We start from the raw sequence: 14,522 nt of genomic DNA on the forward strand, positions 1-14,522 counted from the left end.
TAGCCTCTTCGGGGGCCTGGAGGAGGGGGAAAGCCACGATGGGCTTCGAGGAGATGTCGGCGTACGAGCAGGCGGCCTGGCGGCAGTCGCTCAAGGTGCTGCACGAATCGCCGCGCCAACCGGTCATCCCGAAGATGCTGCGCGAACGAGTCTCATCGACGACATCCTGGGTCGCCGGCAAGGTCAGCGACCTGCCCGGGGCGGACTCTGCGAAGGACATCGTGGAGAGAGTGTTCGAGGGGACGCTTGCGCTGACGTTCCAGCCTGCGCTTCGGAGCACACGACCGGCCTCGATCGTGAAGCGCTATGCCAAGCAGCACCCGGAGACGCGTACGCACGAGCACATCCGTGCCTTGCCGCTCGAGGATCGCGATGCCATGTTGCCGCCGAAGTTCGGCTACACCTTGGGCTCGGCCGGCCAGGGGGCTGCGACCGCCTTGGCCGTCACCGGAGCGGAGGTGGCTACTACGGTGACTGCCGGTACGACGGCTGCCGTGGCGATCGGTGCGGTGGCCGCCGACGCGGTCGCTTCGATGGCCATGATGGGGCGCACCATCGGCGCGGTGGCTTCTCGCTATGGCTACGATGTGCGGCTCCCGGACGAGGAACTCTTCGCGATGGGTGTCCTCTCGCTGGGGGTGGCGGGCTCCTTGGGCGCGAAGACACAGGCGCTGGGGGCGCTGTCGCGCTTGACCCAGCAGATGATGCGTCAAGCGACCTGGAAGCAGCTGAACGAGCACCTTCTCGTTCGGGTCATCGGCAAGGTCTACCAGATCCTCGGCCTGCGACTGACTCAGAAGAAGCTTGCGCAGACGGTGCCGTTCGTCGGCGTCGGGTTGAATGCAGCGCTCAGCGCCAGCCTGACCGAGCGGACCTTCCGGCGCGCTCAGGCGGTCTACCGCCTCCGGACCCTGTCGGAGACCTACGGGATCGACCCACAGGAATGGATGTCCGGCTCATCGGCTGCGCGATCGGACAACGACGCCGGGGAAGGCGCGGTGGACGTTATGGCGGTCCTGGATGCTGAGCGGGACGCACCGGACAGCTAGCCCATGCCGCGTCGAAATGTTGCTGTGGGCAAACTTCCGCAAGTCAGCGTCAGTCGACTGTGGGTTGGACCCGGATGGTTTGGGGGAGGTTCGTCAGGTTGAGGGCGGCTTGGAGCGGGGAGGTTGGGGGGACGACCAGGCGGAGTTGCTGGCGGCGTTCGTTGAGGCGTTCGGCCAGCTTGAAGAGCATGGCGATTCCGGAGCTGTCGAGGTAGGTGGTTTCGGTCAGGTCCACGAGGATGGCGGGTACGTCGTGGGAGGCGATCCGGCTGATGGCTTCTCGTACCTCGATGGCGTTGGTGAGATCGACTTCGCCGCAGATCCGCACGACCTGGATGCCGTTGCTTGTTCGAGCATCTACCACCGCGTGCGGGGTCACTTCTCGTCCTCTACCGCGATGGTGCGTCGCATGAAGACCGTCGTACCTTCTGGACGGCTGTCCACGTCGACGGAATCCGTGAGTCCGCGGATCAGTCCCATGCCCAAGCCGCCGCCACGGTTCGCCGGACGGCGCCACTGACCGTGGTCGCGCACGGTCAGCTCGACCGCACCGTCGACGAGTCGCGCTTCGACCTGCAGGTCACCTGGCGAGGCGCCGTACGCGTGCAGTACGACGTTGCTGCACGCCTCCCCGCAGGCGATCGTGATCTCGCCGGTGTCCTGCGCGTTGACTCCCGACTCGCGGAGCCAGCGACGTAGCGCGTGCCGGACCTGGAAGAGCATCCGCGCATCGGCCGGCACGTGGAGCGACAGCGGCCTTCCGGCCAGCACCAGCGGCTGGAGAGCGATCAGCGCGATGTCGTCGGCGACCTTGCCGTTCTCTGTGAGGGTCGACAGGAGATGGTCACACAGGGCGTCGATGTCGGACCCGCCGAGGTCGGACGCTTCGGCGAGCAGCCGATCGAGGCCATCCTGAATCGACTGTGTGCGCTTCTCGACCAGCCCGTCGGTGTAGAGGAGGAGGGTCGCTCCAGGCCGCAGCTGGTGCGTTACCTCGGCATGGTCCCGATGCGCCAGTACGCCGAGTGGCGGGGCCAGGCCACCGTCGAGGTACCGCGTATCTCCGTTGTCGATCAGGAGGGCCGGCGGGTGTCCGGCGTTCGCGAACCGCGCCGTGCCGGTGTCCGGGTCGTACAGGACGTAGAGCAAAGTCACCATCTCGGCCATTGGCAGCTCGCGGACCAGCACGTGCAGGCCGTTCATCACCGCCTCCGGCGAGGGATCGTGTACGGCGTACGCCCGGACGGCCGTCCGCAGCTGTGTCATGGCTGCCGCAGCCTGCAGGCCGTGCCCGGCGACGTCACCGATGACGAGACCGATCAGGCCGCCGCGCAACTGGATCACGTCGTACCAGTCGCCGCCGACATGCAGGTCCGCGGTCGCTGGGACGTACCGGGCCGCAACGGCCACGCCGGGGATATCGGGCCTGCGGTCGGGGAGCAGACTGCGTTGCAGCGTTTCCGCGATCTGATGCTCTCGCCGGGTCCGTTCCTCTTCCAGGCTCAGCTGCTGCTGCGTCTCGTGCCGCTGGTGGATCTCGCGGCGCAGACGTTCGTTGGCCGCCGAGAGCTGCGCGGTGCGAGTCCTGACGCGTTCCTCTAGGTCGGCAGCGGCGGACATCAGCGCGCGGGCGAACTGCATTCGTTCGGTCACGAGCGCGGCGAGGAAGAACGACGTGAGCGCGACGGTGGCGTTGAACGCCTGCAGAGTCAACATCTGCTCCAGCAGCGACTTGCCCGCGAACGGGCCGAGTTCGTGCGCCGCCGACCAGGTTGCGATCAGTGAGGCCGTCAGCGCGGCGGGGGCGGCTCCGCGCAACTGCAGACGCCACGAGGCCCAGCCCAGCAACGGCAGCACCAGGAACAGCAGGTGCAGGTCGGTGCGCGTCGTCCACGACACAAAGACGATGGTCAGCGCGAGGATGACTGCGGCTTCGAGCCAGCGCGCGACCGGCCACGGCTCGAGCTCCCAGAACAGCGGGATACACAAGAGGAACGGGGCGACGGCGAGAACACCCATCGCGTCGCCGGTCCACCAGACCGCCCAGGTGGTGGCCAGCTCGCCGGTTCCCTTCGAAGCTATCAGCGTGATGGCGCCGACGGTGGCGCTGATCGTCATGCTCGCCAGCGCACCCAGGAAGACGATTGCCAGCGCATCACGCTGGCGATCCAGCTGACGCCGGAACCCGATGCGCTCGAGGACGATCGCTGCAACGAGTGGCGCAAGGGTGTTGCCCAGAGCGGTGAACAGGGCGGGCGCAGGACCGGTGCTGATCGGCAGATTGACGGCCAGAGCTGCAAGCGCAACACCCGGCCACATGGACCGCCCCATAATCAGGAACGCCGCCAGTGCGATGCCGCTGGGCGGCCAGAGCGGCGTGACGTTTCGCTCGACCAGGGACAGGCTCAGGCCTAGACGCGCACCGAGGTAGTAGGCGGCGCCGACGAGGACGATGGCCGCGGTGGTACGGCCCAGATCCGCCGATAGCCGCAGCCTGAGTGCCCTCGAGGTCCAAGAAGCTCCAGCGCGCCCAGCCATGGCTCTACTAGCGGATCACTAGCCGTCAGCGCGTCCGCGTCGACACGCCAACGCGGCGTACCTGCGCTTGGCGTCTGCTGTGGCTGTGGACACCCTGCCCAACTCTCCGGCCGGGGCCGAGCGCCTCGATGCCTTAGCTCATGGGACGCCGGATTCCGGGCCACGTCAAGCCACCGAGATCCGTCACCTGATCAGGCCCACGAGGCACCGTGGGAGCTGATAGTCGGCTAAGAAGATGGTGGTGGAGACATTCCTGGGTGGGTTGCGGCGTTGATACTTGTGTGGTGGTCAGGGTGGCCGTCGTGGAGGAGTTGCTATGAGCCTCATTGGGGACCTGGTTGGGTTCGTGCTGACGGTGTTCATCGTGGTGCTGATTGTGCGGATGGTGCTGGACTGGACCGGGGTGCTGGCGAACGGGCCTCAGTGGGCTGGTCGGGCTCGGGAGTTTACGCATGCTTGGACGGAGCCGGTGATCGGGCGGGTTCGGCGGGTGTTGCGGCCGGTGCGGGCCGGTGGGCTGTCGATCGACCTGGCGTTCACGGCGGTGTTCATCGCTGCGTTGATCCTTCGCTCGGTCGCTTTCAGCCTGTAGATCCTTACTCGTCCTCGCAGCGGATGCCGTGGGTTCTGAGGAACGTGCGGATCTGGGCGGAGTGGAGCTGGAGGTGGAGCACGCCCTGGATGAGGACGGCTGCCAGGGACGTTCCGCCGTTTCGGTGGGGCTGTGGGAGTTGCGCGGTGGCCTGATCGTCGGTCAGGTCGGCGAACAGTGTGTCGACCCTTCGTCGGCAGTGGTCGATGTAGGCGAAGACCTGTTCGCGGGAGTACACGGGCGGTACGACGTACGCGTCCTCGTCGGCCGTGGAGAACGGGGCAGGCGGAGCCCATTCCGTCTCAGGCCCGGACAGGTCGAGGTCGGTGAACCAGAGAGCGTGCGAGGCGGTCCGCCAGACGGCGGACATGGCCTGGAGATTGCGCTCGCGGTCCGCGGGCTCGTCGAACGGCCGGCCGTCACGGTCCGTCGGAGGCCAGGCCCACTGGTCGGACTTCTTGATCTCGTAGATGCTCGCTTCCCACAGCTCATCGGGACAGCCGCGCACCGTGATGGCCAGGTCGTCGAGCACTGACCTGTACTGCGCTGCGACCACCGAGCACCAGGTCGTCGTCATCGTCTCTCCTTCCAGCCGGAGACAGATGGTAACAAGGGGATTACCGTAACCGATGGGTTACGCTTGCATGGTGACTGAGTCTGGGCGGGATCCGTTCGCCGCGTTGGGGGATCCGGTGCGGCGGCGGATTCTCGAGTTGCTGGGTGGGCGGGCGCGGTCGGTGGGGGAGTTGGCGGGGGAGCTGCCGGTCAGTCGGCCGGCGGTGTCGCGCCACCTCCGGCTGCTGAAGGAGGCGGGGCTGGTTGAGGAGGCGCCGGAGGGGACCAGGCGGATCTATCGCCTGCACGAGGCCGGCGCTGAGGTTGTCCAGGCGTACTTACGCGACGTGTGGGGGGATGCGGTGACGCGGTTCAAGTTGATGGCGGAGAACACGCGGCCGCCGGAACGCGGGGGAGTAGTGACCGAGCCGCTACGGGTCGAAGTACTGCTGGAGTGTTCCGTCGGGCATGCGTTCGCGACGTGGACCGAGCGGTTCTCGTCGTGGTGGCCGCGTGGACACTCGGTCAGCGGTGACCCGGCGGCCGTGACCTTGGAGCCAGGGGTCGGCGGGCGCATCTACGAGCGCACCCGCGACGGCGACGGCATCGACTGGGGCGAGATCACCGCGTGGGATCCGCCGCACCGATTGAGCTATCGGTGGCACATTCGGCGACCCGCGGACGAGGCGACCGATGTCGAGATCCGCTTCGTGCCGGTCGCCGAGGATCGGAGCAAGGTGTTGATCACGCACTCGGGCTGGGAACGGCTCGGTGCCGACGCGGACAGCTGGCGTGATGCGAACGCCGGCGGCTGGAGCGGGCTGCTGCGGTACTTCGTTGCCGCCTGCAACGAGACGACCCAAGGAGCAGACTCATGAACGGTACTGGCACCCCCGACGATCCCTGGATCCTCAAGACACCACCCCGTACGTCGGAGTACACCATGCACCGGGACGACACCGCGGACCCGGCTGAGATCGTCTGCCAGGTCGGTACGACGAAGCTGCGGTACCTGGCCCGCTGCCTCGACGACGTACCCGCGATGCTCGAGGCCCATGGTGACTGGATGGACCTCGGCAGCGCCGACGAGGGGAAGCCGGCGAAGGACGGCACGCTGGAGGCGTGGGCGCGGGCGGAGGACAACCCCGTCGGTGGCTGGTACGGCCTTCGCAAGGGGTACCGGGGCCGCTTCGCCATGTACATCCCGCCGCTGCTCGAGGAGCTCGGCCTGGTCGAGCTCGAGCACAACCCGCGCAACAACCGCCTCCGCGTCCCCTAGCAGGCGGCGAAGGGGGCACTGCTGGTACCTGGAACAGCAGAGGCTCCCTGCGCGTGCCGTCCCGGCCTACGGTGGCGGTATGAGCATTCCGACGATCAAGCTGAACAACGGGGTGGAGATGCCCGCCATCGGGTTCGGCGTGTTCCAGACGCCGCCCGACGAGACGATCGCGGCTGTCGAGACCGCGCTGGAGGTCGGCTACCGGCACGTGGACACGGCGGCGGCGTACGGGAACGAGCGCGAGGTGGGCGAGGCGATCCGACGCTCCGGCCTGGATGACGTCTTCGTGGAGACGAAGATCTGGGTCGTCGACTACGGGTACGACGAGACCCTGCACGGGTTCGACAAGAGCGCCGCGAAGCTCGGCGTCGAGCAGGTCGACCTGCTGATCCTGCACCAGGCGGTTCCGAGCGACTTCGAGCGCACCATCGGTGCCTATCAGGCGCTGGAGAAGTTGCTTGCCGACGGCAAGGTCCGGGCCATCGGGGTGTCGAACTTCATGCCACCGCACCTGGAGCGGTTGCTGGCCGAGACCGGTATCGTGCCGGCGGTCAACCAGCTCGAGATCCATCCGTACTTCCAGCAGTCCGAGCTGCTTGCCTATGACAACGAGCGGGGCATCCTCAACCAGGCCTGGTCGCCGATCGGCGGGATCACCTTCTACCGGGGCGGCTCGAAGGGCTCGACGCTGGAGGATCCGACGATCCTCGAGTTCGCCGCGGCGCACCGCCGCACGCCGGCACAGGTGATGTTGCGCTGGCACCTGCAGGAAGGGCGGCAGCCGATCCCGAAGTCGGTCACCCCGGCCCGGATCGTGGAGAACTTCGCCGTCTTCGACTTCGAGCTCACCGACGAGCAGCTCGCCGCGATCGACGCGCTCGACACCGGGATCCGCGGCGGCCCGGCGCCGGAGACCATCACCCGGGCGTACGGCGGCATCGAAATCCCCGAGGCCTGAGGAGGCATCATGCACACACGAACGCTCGGTCAAGGCCTGGAGGTCTCCGCGGTCGGCCTCGGCTGCATGGGGATGTCGCAGAGTTACGGACCGAACCCCGGTGACCGCGACGACATGATCGGCGTGATCCGGTACGCCGTGGAGTCCGCCGGGGTCACGTTCTTCGACACGGCCGAGGTCTACGGGCCGTACGTCAACGAGGAGCTGGTCGGCGAGGCGCTCGCGCCGGTGCGCGACCAGGTCGTGATCGCGACCAAGTTCGGGTGGAACATCCAGGACGGCAAGATGATCGGGACGAACTCGCGTCCCGAGCAGATCCGCCGGGTCGCGGACGAGTCGTTGCAGCGGCTCGGGATCGACGTGATCGACCTGTTCTACCAGCACCGGGTGGATCCCGACGTACCGATCGAGGACGTCGCCGGAGCGGTGGCCGAACTTGTACAGGCTGGCAAAGTTCGGCATTTCGGGCTCTCGGAGGCGGGCGCGGAGACGATCCGCCGGGCGCACACAGTCCATCCGGTCACGGCTGTGCAGAGTGAGTACTCGCTGTGGACGCGGGACCCGGAGCCCGAGGTGCTGCCGGCGTGCGCCGAGCTCGGGATCGGGTTCGTTCCGTTCAGCCCGCTGGGCAAGGGCTTCCTGACCGGCACCGTGAGTACGTCGACGGAGTTCCCCGCCGGCGACATCCGCTCGCGGGTCCCGCGCTTCGAGGCCGGCAACCTCACCGCCAACGAGGCCCTCGTCGCCTACGTCCGCGCCCTCGCCGAACCGAAGGGCTGCACGCCCGGCCAGATCGCCCTCGCCTGGTTGCTGGCCCAGCACCCGTGGATCGTCCCCATCCCCGGCACCCGCCGCCGCCCGCGGGTCGACGAGAACGCCGGCGCGACGCAGATCGCGCTCTCCGCCGACGAGATCGCGGATCTCGACGCGCTGGCCGCGCGGATCGGCGTACAGGGGGACCGGTACAACCCCGCCGGGATGGCGATGGTCGGCCTCTGAGTTCCACCGAGTCAGTCGTCGAGTGGGAGGTGGGGCTCCCGGGTGCGCCGGTCGCGCGCAGTTCACTTCTGCGCCTGCCTGCTCAGGCTGCATCCAGACGCCGTCGAGTTCCTTGTGGCTCGTTTGGGGTACTAGCGGGTAGTAGGAGTTCCCAGGCGAGGAGGGATACCCGTGACGGCTACGACGCGGCAGGTCGGCGAACGCGAGGCCCGGGAGGTTGCCGAGGCGGCGCGGGAGACCGAGTGGGCCCGGCCGAGCTTCGCGAAGAAGCTGTACCTCGGCGACTTCGACCTGTCGCTGATCCACCCGCAACCGCACGCCGTCGCCCCTGACGACGCTGCCCGGGGCGAGGAGTTCATCGCGCGGCTGGCGGCGTACTGCGAGACCCTCGACGGGCTGCTGATCGAGCGGGAGGCGAAGATCCCGGACGAGTACCTGCAAGGGCTCGCCGAACTGGGGACGTTCGGCATCAAGATCCCGACCGGGTACGGCGGCCTCGGCCTGCCGATGTCGTACTACGGCAAGGCGCTGATGCTGGTCTCCTCGGTGCATCCGAGCCTGAGCGCGCTGGTGTCGGCGCATCAGTCGATCGGTGTGCCGGAGCCGGTGAAGATGTTCGGGACCGACGAGCAGAAGCAGCGGTTCCTGCCCCGCTGCGCTGCCGGTGCGGTGACCGCGTTCCTGCTCACGGAGCCCGATGTGGGTTCGGACCCGGCCCGGCTGGCGTCGACGGCGACACCGACCGACGACGGTACGGCGTACCTGCTGGACGGGGTGAAGCTCTGGACGACGAACGGGGTCATCGCCGAGCTGGTCGTGGTGATGGCGCGCGTACCCAAGCATGACGGCGGGCGGGGTGGCATCAGCGCGTTCGTGGTCGAGGCCGACGCGGCGGGGATCACGGTGGAGAACCGCAACGCCTTCATGGGGTTGCGCGGGATCGAGAACGGCGTGACCCGTTTCCACCAGGTCCGGGTACCGGTCGAGAACCGGCTGGGACGGGAGGGCGACGGTCTGCGGATCGCGCTCACCACGCTGAACACCGGGCGGCTGTCCATCCCGGCCACCACCACGGCTGCGGCCAAGTGGTGCCTGAAGATCGCGCGGGAATGGTCCGCCGAGCGCGTCCAGTGGGGCCGGCCGATCGGCGACCACGCGGCCGTGGCCGAGAAGATCTCGTTCATCGCGGCCACCACGTTCGCGCTCGAGGCGGTGCTCGACCTGTCGGCGAACCTGGCCGACGCGGGGACCAAGGACATCCGGATCGAGGCGGCGCTGGCCAAGCTGTGGTCCAGCGAGATGGCCTGGCGGATCGCCGACGAGCTGGTGCAGATCCGCGGCGGACGCGGGTACGAGACCGCCGAGTCGCTCGCGGCCCGAGGTGAACGCGCGGTGCCGGCGGAGCAGATCCTGCGCGATCTGCGGATCAACCGGATCTTCGAAGGCTCGACCGAGATCATGCACCTGCTGATCGCCCGGGAGGCGGTCGACGCGCACCTGTCCGCGGCCGGTGACCTCGCGTCACCCGACGCCGATCTCCAGGCCAAGGCGAAGGCCGCGGTGAACGCGAGTGGGTTCTATGCCAGATGGCTTCCGCAGCTTGCCGTCGGCAAGGGAACGGATCCCAGGTCGTACCGTGAGTTCGGGGCGCTCGGCAAGCATTTGCGGTACGTCGAGCGGGCGTCGCGCAAGCTCGCGCGGCAGACCTTCTACGGGATGGGCCGGTGGCAGGCGAAGCTCGAGTACCGGCAGGGGTTCCTGGGCAGGATCGTGGACATCGGCGCCGAGCTGTTCGCGATGGCCGCATCCTGCTCGCGGGCCGAAACGCTGCGCGAGCGGGATGCCGCGCGCGGCGAGTCGGCGTACGAGCTGGCGACGGTGTTCTGTGAGCAGGCGCGGCTCCGGGTCGACCACCTCTTCGAGCAGCTGTGGAGCAACACCGACGACGCCGATCGACAACTGTCCCGGCAGGTGCTCGACGGGAAGCACAGCTGGCTCGAGGACGGAATCGTGGACCCGTCCGAAGGAACAGGCCCGTGGATCGCCGAATGGCAACCCGGCGAGTCCAAGACGGAGAACAAGGCCCGCCGCTACCGCTAACCTGCACGTTGTGACTGGGGCTTTCGAGAGACCCGGAGACCCCGGTCCCGGCCGACGCCCCGTCACCATCATCCGAAACCTCGAGCGCGACGGTTTCACGATCACAGGCGACCTCCTCAAGCGACCTCTCCGAGGCCATCGCGCCGACCACCCACGAGCCAACCTGCTCCGCCACAAATCCCTCATCGCAACCCGCCCCGTCGGCTGCGACGAATGGATCCACACCCCCGCCGCAGCCGACCACGTCCTAGCCGCCTTCACCCAACTACGCCCACTGTCACACTGGCTGCTCAAGAACGTGGCGCAACCGCGCTAGGTGGGGCTGCTGCTGAGGGCGCTCTGGTCGGAGCCCGCGGCGGTGACGGCGGTGGCGGCGGCCACGAATGCGCTGAACGCTGCTCCGGCCGCGACCGAAGGGGATGTTGATCGCAGGATCCCCTCTGGCCGCCACGGTCGCCAGCGGCTTGCTCGTCCCGGGATCCGCGGGGGCGCACGCGGCCGGCGCGACCTGGCCGTTACTGGTAGAGCCGTCCTGCTTGCCGTCGCCCGGCGATCGAGCCGCAAATCCCCAGCACAGGAGAACCACCGTGAGCAGAAGCCACAGCGCTACCACCACGATCAAAGACTTGACCGCAGAGAACGCGTACACCTTGACCCGGCCCAGCTCGTCGCCTGCCGCGTTCTTGGCAACGTAGGTCCCCGATCGGCGGGAATCCATCGACGAGATCGCCGCGACGCCGCCCGAGGAAGCAACGTCGACGCCGTCGCATTCCCACGTTGCCGACGGGTTGTTGGCGTCCAGTTCGACACTCGTCCCGCGGCGTACCCGAATGTCATCACTCTGCTGCTTGGTGCTCGCCCCGTCGAGACGCAACAACACCTTCGCCCGCTGCTTTCCGCTCATACGCAGACCGCCGTTCTCCGATTCACAGTGGCTAGTGCCTCGCCAAGGAACGTTCAGGTCCTAATCCATCACTCGGGGTCCGGCCGGCCGGATTGGTCCTGCGGTCTGTCTCGCCGGTGCTCTACCCAACTTTGAGAAGCCACCGACCACAATTCCGTGCTGGAACTGGGCGGTGGCTTCTCAAAGTTGGGTGGAGACCGAGGCGGAGGAGGGCTGGGGGGATTACGTCGTCAACGTTGGTTGACGAGGCACTAGGGTTTGACCAGGGAGACGCTCACGGCGCGGCAGTAGGCCGCGACCAGGTCTGCGGTGCTGGGGGAGTCGGGCATGGCTGCGCTGTGGGCGGCGCGGGAGAGTTCGATGATGGCCCAGTGGGCGGATCGGGCGCACGCCATGGCTGACAGGCGCTTTTTGAGCTGTGCAGAGTCGGCGATCGCGACGAGTTCGGTGAGGGCCTCGCGTAGTCTGCGGCGGGCGAGCAGGATCTGCCGGGCGTTGTAGCGGCCGAGGTTGCGGTAGGCAACGAAGCTCGCGGTGTCGAAGAACTGGTTCAGCGTCGACTCCCTCGGATAGCTCGGGTACCGCTCGTGGAATGCGAGCAGGGATGCGGGCATCTCCTTGGCCAGACCGGGTTTGGCGTACCAGAGGACACCGACGCGGGTCTGGTCGGTGAAGGACGCGGCGCCCTTGGTGAAGAACCCGATGTTGACGGTCCGCGGGGAGTACGCCGGGACTCGTGAACCGCTGGGAGCAGCCCGCAGGGGGTCGAGGCTGATGTCGATCCTGATGTCGCACTCGCTGGGAGAGATCGCGATAGCCTTGCCGAGCGAGCTCGTCGCGTCGCCCGGACCGGAGTCGGCATCGACGCAGACGATCTCGGTGATTTCGGGAATCCGGAGCAACTCGACGAGTCCGGTGTTCTCCCAGTGCCCGCCGTCGGTCAGGTAGAGGTAGGGGTCGTCGAGGTCGTGGATCCCGAAGAACTCCTTGAACAGATAACCGAGTCCGGTGTGCGGGTACGACAGCCGGAGTTTGTCCTGCAGACCGGCGGCTTCGAGCTGAGTGATGAAACGCGGGTTGGCGATCCAGACACCGAGCCGGATGTTGAAGAAGGTCAGCAGCATGCTGGTCGGCCCGATGCGGAACCGTCCCATCGCCGGAGAGACCGCAGCGCTGGAGATCGCGACCGCCATCATCGTTGTGATCCGTTTGCGCATTCTGTTGCCGAGCCGGTCGAGCACTCGCGTGGACGCGGCGAATTGGAGCGTGTTGCCGCGCCCGTCCTGAGGCAGATGCAAGGTAGTCCGCTCCGGGTCGAACGTGACGCTGAGAGCCGGAGTGCCGTAGAGGGTGCGAACCGCGCGCGAGGTGACCGTGCTCGTCGTACACACCACGAGCGGCGTGCGCTCCGCGGCGTCGTGACGGTTGAAGGCGAACAGCCCCGGTTCCCGCTCGGCGTTCGTCACGGCGACGTTGTCGTTCTCGTACGGGTGCACAGGTTGCCTGTCCCTGTCGTACCGGGTCCGGTACGTCGCGTAGGCCAGCCGCAACTTGCCTCGATAGAACGGCGCCAGCGACCAGCTTTCCGGGCTGGGCCCCAGGAGTGCGACTGCCGACAGGAAGAGTGCGGCGATCCAGTTCCAGCCGGACTGCCAAGTGATCAGATCGTTCGAAGACCAACTCACACCCTGCTTCGCCGCGTTCCACGTCGCCAGCGCCGCAAGGCCTAGCGCGACCACGAGGAAGGCAAACCCGCCGAGCATGGGCGCGAACCGCGCTGCGGGCTTCCTGAGAATGCGGACCACCGAGCCGATCACGCCGGCGCTGGCAGCGGCCGTGGCGATCACCGCGGGCAACGACAGGTACGCGACCGCGCCGACCAGTTCGACGAAGGCCCAGATGGCAAGTGCGAGCGAGGCGCCCAGAGCGATCCCGGCGTACGCCGCGCGCTTCAGTGTCCGCAACGAGACCCGCGCCCACCCGTGGTGCTGGGCAGGGCTGACGAGAACCCGGCCGGCCAGCACCCAGAGCATCAGAATGGCGAATCCGACGACCAGGAAGATGATCCCGGGCAGCGCGAGCGAGTGTTCATTCACCAGTTGGTGCATCGCGTTCCGCCCGAGGGTGCCGTCCTGGCCTGTGAGGCTGCGCAAACCCCAGCCGATGGGCCGTGTGATCGCCCAGAGCATGCTGAACAACACCACCACGTTGACGGTCAGCCCGGCGATGACGGTTGCGAACACCGCCGGACGGTACGACGCCTTGCTCTGAGCCTGGTCGCCCGCGTTCCTGGTGGCATCTGCCGCGGCTGGGTCGGTGTCGGATCCCCGGGGCTGGCTGGATCCGAGGTAGCCGAGGTTGTCGACCAGGTGGCGCTCCTCGGGGGTGAGCCATCCGCTCGTCTGCTGCTGCCACGGAACGGGGTCGAGCTCGCCGGGCGGTACTCGATCGGGGTTCCCGCCATCAGCCGTCCGGTAACTCGACCGTGCGATGCTCCAGCCCGCCGCCATGTTCGCTCCGCCCGAGACGGCGGTGACCGCGCGGGCGTTGGACCAGCTGAGCGTCTTGCTTTCGAGTTCCTGGAGCGCGCCGAGGCTGATCGACGACGCCCGGATGCCACCGCCGGACAGAGCGATGCCGTGCTGCGCGACCCCCGGCGGCGCGGCGGTGCGTACCGTCTGGGTGCCAGCGGCGGATGGGGCCACCTCCTCCGCAGGCGTCGATCTCGGAGTCTCGCCGGTCGCCTCGCGGGCGTACTTGGGCAGCGCCCACGAGGCGAGCCGGACCCAGCGCGGCGTCGACCACCAAGCGAAGGCCCCGGCCACGACGTACACGACGGCGACGAGCAGCAAGGCGAACTTCGCCCACGCACAGACCGCGACGAACTGCCAAGGTCCGTCCGACGTTCCCGCGTTGAGCATCAGGATGTTCTCGACGACGTCCAGTGCGCCGGCCACAACGACGGCGATGGCGACAGCGATCCGTGCGCGGCGCAGCGCGGGCAGGCGGAAGTATGCGCCGGCCCACAACGCCAGCAGACCGAGCAGCAGAACGTACGACAAGATGAACCAGAAGTCTTGATGGACGGCTGTCCTGAAGGCGCTCTCGCACCCGCAGTCGGTCCACACCGGGGCACGGCCGGCGAGCTCGATCTCGACGATCGACTTCTTTGCACCCTTCAGACTCGCAGCGTCCGCGAAGTGTGTGGCGACAAGCGCCGCCAGGATCAGTACCGCCCAACGCAGTGCGAAGAACCAGAGGCGCCGGACCCGCTTGGCTGACGCGGACAGCAGAACAACCACGCCCAGCACCGCGGCGATCACGAGGAGAGTGACCCAGACGGATTGCGACCAGGTGTTGTCTCCGCGACGCAGAAGTACTGCGAGGAGCACCAAAACGCCGGCGCCCGCGATGAGCCCCAGCACCCGTTGCCAATAGTGGAAGGCGACATTCGTGTGCGCATCGAGTCCGCCGGCCGGCGGACCAAAGAGATTCGCCATCTGCCGCGCCTCCGTTCGCCGGCGCCAATTCGCGCCGACCGTCCCGAG

13 protein-coding genes are annotated in these 14,522 nt (G+C 67.7%); 8 read left to right on the forward strand and 5 right to left on the reverse strand.

Annotation, left to right across the window (positions count from 1 at the left end; translation table 11 throughout):
* The first annotated feature begins 38 nt into the window (after window positions 1-38).
* On the forward strand, window positions 39-1,049 hold the full coding sequence (locus OHA18_RS34235; RefSeq protein WP_328999493.1) for an EcsC family protein: 1,011 nt from the start codon (window positions 39-41) through the stop codon (window positions 1,047-1,049).
* Window positions 1,050-1,098: 49 nt separating this feature from the next.
* On the opposite strand, the gene OHA18_RS34240 is transcribed toward OHA18_RS34235, so the two are convergent.
* Window positions 1,099-1,428, reverse strand: coding sequence for an STAS domain-containing protein (locus tag OHA18_RS34240; RefSeq protein WP_328999494.1), 330 nt, complete (start codon window positions 1,426-1,428; stop codon window positions 1,099-1,101).
* Entirely contained in the window at window positions 1,425-3,587 is a 2,163-nt protein-coding gene (locus tag OHA18_RS34245; protein ID WP_328999495.1) for an ATP-binding SpoIIE family protein phosphatase, read from the reverse strand. The genes OHA18_RS34240 and OHA18_RS34245 overlap by 4 nt, the downstream gene beginning before the upstream one ends.
* Before the next feature lie 316 nt (window positions 3,588-3,903).
* Between OHA18_RS34245 and OHA18_RS34250 the strand changes: the two genes are divergently transcribed.
* Window positions 3,904-4,179 carry a YggT family protein gene (locus OHA18_RS34250; protein WP_328999496.1) on the forward strand — a complete coding sequence of 92 codons (276 nt, stop codon included), beginning with the start codon at window positions 3,904-3,906 and terminating at the stop codon, window positions 4,177-4,179.
* A gap of 4 nt (window positions 4,180-4,183) precedes the next feature.
* On the opposite strand, the gene OHA18_RS34255 is transcribed toward OHA18_RS34250, so the two are convergent.
* Window positions 4,184-4,756, reverse strand: a complete 573-nt coding sequence (locus tag OHA18_RS34255; protein ID WP_328999497.1) for a DinB family protein — start codon at window positions 4,754-4,756, stop codon at window positions 4,184-4,186.
* A 70-nt stretch (window positions 4,757-4,826) separates the two neighbouring features.
* On the opposite strand from OHA18_RS34255, the gene OHA18_RS34260 reads away from it, so the two are divergent.
* From OHA18_RS34260 to OHA18_RS34285, 6 genes are all read left to right on the forward strand, one after another.
* Complete coding sequence (locus OHA18_RS34260) at window positions 4,827-5,612, forward strand: ArsR/SmtB family transcription factor (protein WP_328999498.1); 786 nt, start codon at window positions 4,827-4,829, stop codon at window positions 5,610-5,612.
* Entirely contained in the window at window positions 5,609-6,013 is a 405-nt protein-coding gene (locus OHA18_RS34265; protein ID WP_328999499.1) for a DUF6855 family protein, read from the forward strand. The genes OHA18_RS34260 and OHA18_RS34265 overlap by 4 nt, the downstream gene beginning before the upstream one ends.
* Window positions 6,014-6,092: 79 nt before the next feature.
* Window positions 6,093-6,971, forward strand: a complete 879-nt coding sequence (locus OHA18_RS34270) for an aldo/keto reductase (protein WP_328999500.1) — start codon at window positions 6,093-6,095, stop codon at window positions 6,969-6,971.
* Window positions 6,972-6,980: 9 nt separating this feature from the next.
* Window positions 6,981-7,970: an aldo/keto reductase gene (locus OHA18_RS34275; protein ID WP_328999501.1), complete on the forward strand. Its 990-nt coding sequence runs from the start codon at window positions 6,981-6,983 to the stop codon at window positions 7,968-7,970.
* A 171-nt stretch (window positions 7,971-8,141) separates the two neighbouring features.
* A complete protein-coding gene (locus tag OHA18_RS34280; RefSeq protein ID WP_328999502.1) occupies window positions 8,142-10,070 on the forward strand; it encodes an acyl-CoA dehydrogenase family protein in 1,929 nt (642 codons plus the stop codon).
* A gap of 10 nt (window positions 10,071-10,080) precedes the next feature.
* Window positions 10,081-10,386, forward strand: a complete 306-nt coding sequence (locus tag OHA18_RS34285; protein ID WP_328999503.1) for a DUF2461 family protein — start codon at window positions 10,081-10,083, stop codon at window positions 10,384-10,386.
* Here OHA18_RS34285 and OHA18_RS34290 read toward each other — a convergent pair.
* Window positions 10,348-10,974, reverse strand: a complete 627-nt coding sequence (locus OHA18_RS34290; RefSeq protein ID WP_328999504.1) for a hypothetical protein — start codon at window positions 10,972-10,974, stop codon at window positions 10,348-10,350. The two genes, OHA18_RS34285 and OHA18_RS34290, sit on opposite strands and share 39 nt — an antisense overlap.
* A 251-nt stretch (window positions 10,975-11,225) precedes the next feature.
* Window positions 11,226-14,474: a hypothetical protein gene (locus OHA18_RS34295; protein ID WP_328999505.1), complete on the reverse strand. Its 3,249-nt coding sequence runs from the start codon at window positions 14,472-14,474 to the stop codon at window positions 11,226-11,228.
* Window positions 14,475-14,522 lie beyond the last annotated feature (48 nt).

Source organism: Kribbella sp. NBC_00709 (assembly GCF_036226565.1).
Classification (GTDB): Bacteria; Actinomycetota; Actinomycetes; order Propionibacteriales; family Kribbellaceae; genus Kribbella.

Bases quoted from the DNA above. Each gene is read 5' to 3' on its own strand.
- OHA18_RS34295 (WP_328999505.1), bottom strand. From the start codon at position 14,474: ATGGCGAATCTCTTTGGTCCGCCGGCCGGCGGACTCGATGCGCACACG.
- OHA18_RS34265 (WP_328999499.1), top strand. From the start codon at position 5,609: ATGAACGGTACTGGCACCCCCGACGATCCCTGGATCCTCAAGACACCA.
- OHA18_RS34245 (WP_328999495.1), bottom strand. From the start codon at position 3,587: ATGGCTGGGCGCGCTGGAGCTTCTTGGACCTCGAGGGCACTCAGGCTG.
- OHA18_RS34290 (WP_328999504.1), bottom strand. From the start codon at position 10,974: ATGAGCGGAAAGCAGCGGGCGAAGGTGTTGTTGCGTCTCGACGGGGCG.
- OHA18_RS34235 (WP_328999493.1), top strand. From the start codon at position 39: ATGGGCTTCGAGGAGATGTCGGCGTACGAGCAGGCGGCCTGGCGGCAG.
- OHA18_RS34255 (WP_328999497.1), bottom strand. From the start codon at position 4,756: ATGACGACGACCTGGTGCTCGGTGGTCGCAGCGCAGTACAGGTCAGTG.
- OHA18_RS34250 (WP_328999496.1), top strand. From the start codon at position 3,904: ATGAGCCTCATTGGGGACCTGGTTGGGTTCGTGCTGACGGTGTTCATC.
- OHA18_RS34270 (WP_328999500.1), top strand. From the start codon at position 6,093: ATGAGCATTCCGACGATCAAGCTGAACAACGGGGTGGAGATGCCCGCC.
- OHA18_RS34275 (WP_328999501.1), top strand. From the start codon at position 6,981: ATGCACACACGAACGCTCGGTCAAGGCCTGGAGGTCTCCGCGGTCGGC.